The 2255-nt window shown below is 69.0% G+C and carries 1 protein-coding gene and 1 pseudogene; both read left to right on the top strand.

The genetic code is table 11. The features are described 5' to 3' along the window. Positions 1–17 precede the first annotated feature (17 nt). Positions 18–1952 carry a squalene--hopene cyclase gene (shc, locus tag G3N97_RS38335; protein ID WP_205997931.1) on the top strand — a complete coding sequence of 645 codons (1935 nt, stop codon included), beginning with the start codon at positions 18–20 and terminating at the stop codon, positions 1950–1952. Positions 1953–1954: 2 nt separating this feature from the next. Continuing rightward, positions 1955–2255 (top strand): annotated as a pseudogene (locus G3N97_RS38330) (hypothetical protein); the annotation flags it as partial.

The following is a 2255-nucleotide window of genomic DNA, read 5'->3' as shown; positions in this document are numbered from 1 at the left end:
ACGACGGCGCCGCCGCGTTGCCGGCCGGAACCCTCGACGCCGCCGTTGCGCGCGCGACCGACGCGATCCTCGCCGACCAGCGCGCCGACGGCCACTGGGTCTACGAACTCGAAGCCGACGCCACGATTCCCGCCGAATACGTGCTGCTCGTCCACTACCTGGGCGAGGAAGCGAACCTCGAGCTCGAACAGAAGATCGCGCGCTACCTGCGCCGCATCCAGCTGCCCGGCGGCGGCTGGCCGCTGTTCACCGACGGCGACATGGACGTGAGCGCGACCATCAAGGCGTATTTCGCACTCAAGATGATCGGCGACGCCGAAGACGCCGAGCACATGGTGCGCGCGCGCGACGCGATTCTCGCGGCCGGCGGCGCGGAAAAAGCCAACGTGTTCACGCGCATCCTGCTCGCGCTGTTCGGCGTGGTCACGTGGTACGCAGTGCCGATGATGCCGGTCGAAATCACGCTGCTGCCGAAGTGGTTCCCGTTCCATCTCTCGAAGGTCTCGTACTGGGCGCGCACGGTGATCGTGCCGCTGCTCGTGCTCGGCGCGAAGCGTCCGGTCGCGAAGAACCCGCGCGGCGTGCGCATCGACGAACTGTTCCTGAGCGCGCCCGTCACCACCGGTCTGAACGAGCGCGCGCCGCATCAGAGCAAGGGCTGGTTCGGCTTCTTCCGCGCCGTGGACGGCGTGCTGCGCGTGACCGATCCGCTGTTCCCGACGTATCTGCGCCAGCGCGCGATCGACGCGGCGGTGGCCTTCGTCGACGAACGCCTGAACGGCGAAGACGGCCTCGGCGCGATCTTCCCGGCGATGGCCAACGCCGTGATGATGTACGACGTGCTCGGCTATCCGGCCGATCATCCGCATCGCGCGATTGCCCGCCAGTCGGTCGAAAAACTCGTCACGGTGCACACCGACGAAGCCTACGTGCAACCGTGTCTGTCGCCCGTGTGGGACACCTCGCTGGCGGCGCACGCGCTGCTCGAAACCGGCGACGCGCGTGCCGAAGAAGGCGCGCGGCGCGGCCTCGAATGGCTGCGTCCGCTGCAGATTCTCGACGTGCGCGGCGACTGGATCTCGCGCCGTCCCGACGTGCGTCCGGGCGGCTGGGCGTTCCAGTACGCGAATCCGCATTACCCCGACGTCGACGATACGGCCGTGGTCGTGGCCGCGATGGATCGCGTCGACAAGCTCGACAAGACCCAGTCCTACGCCGAGGTGATGTCGCGCGCCCGCGAGTGGGTGGTCGGCATGCAGAGCAGCAACGGCGGCTGGGGAGCGTTCGAGCCGGAAAACACGCACGAATATCTGAACAACATCCCGTTCTCGGACCACGGCGCGCTGCTCGATCCGCCGACTGCCGACGTCTCGGGCCGCTGTCTGTCGATGCTCGCGCAGATGGGCGAACTGCCGGTGGCGAGCGAGCCGGCGCGCCGCGCGTACAACTACATCCTCGACGAGCAGGAAGCGGATGGCAGCTGGTACGGCCGCTGGGGCATGAACTACATCTACGGCACGTGGACGGCGCTGTGCGCGCTGAACGCGGCCGGTCTCGAACACGCCGATCCGCGCATGAAACGCGCGGCGCAGTGGCTGATCTCGATCCAGAACGAGGACGGCGGCTGGGGCGAGGACGGCACCAGCTACAAGCTAGAATACCGCGGCTACGAGCGCGCGACGAGCACGGCGTCGCAAACGGCCTGGGCGCTGCTCGGCCTGATGGCGGCGGGCGAAGTGAATCATCCGTCGGTCGCGCGCGGCATCGCGTGGCTGCAGCAGACGCAGCAGGACCACGGCCTCTGGGACGAAACGCGCTTCACCGCGACCGGCTTCCCGCGCGTGTTCTATCTGCGCTACCACGGCTATCGCAAGTTCTTCCCGCTGTGGGCGCTCGCGCGCTACCGCAACCTCAAACGCGACGGCGCGACGCGCGTCACGGTCGGTCTGTGACGATGGCGGCCGCACTGAATCCGCGCGCGGGCGGCGCGCTGCCCGTGATCGCCGTGACCGGCATGGCGTTCGAGGCGAGCATCGCCGCAGGCAAGGGCGGCGACGGTATCGAGGCCGTCTACGCGGCGCGCGCCGATCTGCTGCAACGCGCGCTCGACGCCGCGCTGGAACGCGGCGCGGCGGGCGTGATCAGCTTCGGCACGGCGGGCGGTCTCGGACCGGATCTCGAGCCGGGGACGATCGTGATCGCCGAGGCTGTCGACGGTCCGTTTGGCCGCATCGCGTGCGACGCGGACTGGAGCG

This window comes from Paraburkholderia sp. Ac-20347, assembly GCF_017104805.1.
GTDB lineage: Bacteria > Pseudomonadota > Gammaproteobacteria > Burkholderiales > Burkholderiaceae > Paraburkholderia > Paraburkholderia tropica.
Note: the sequence above shows the minus strand (reverse complement) of the source record. Positions and strands in the feature narration are given on the sequence as shown.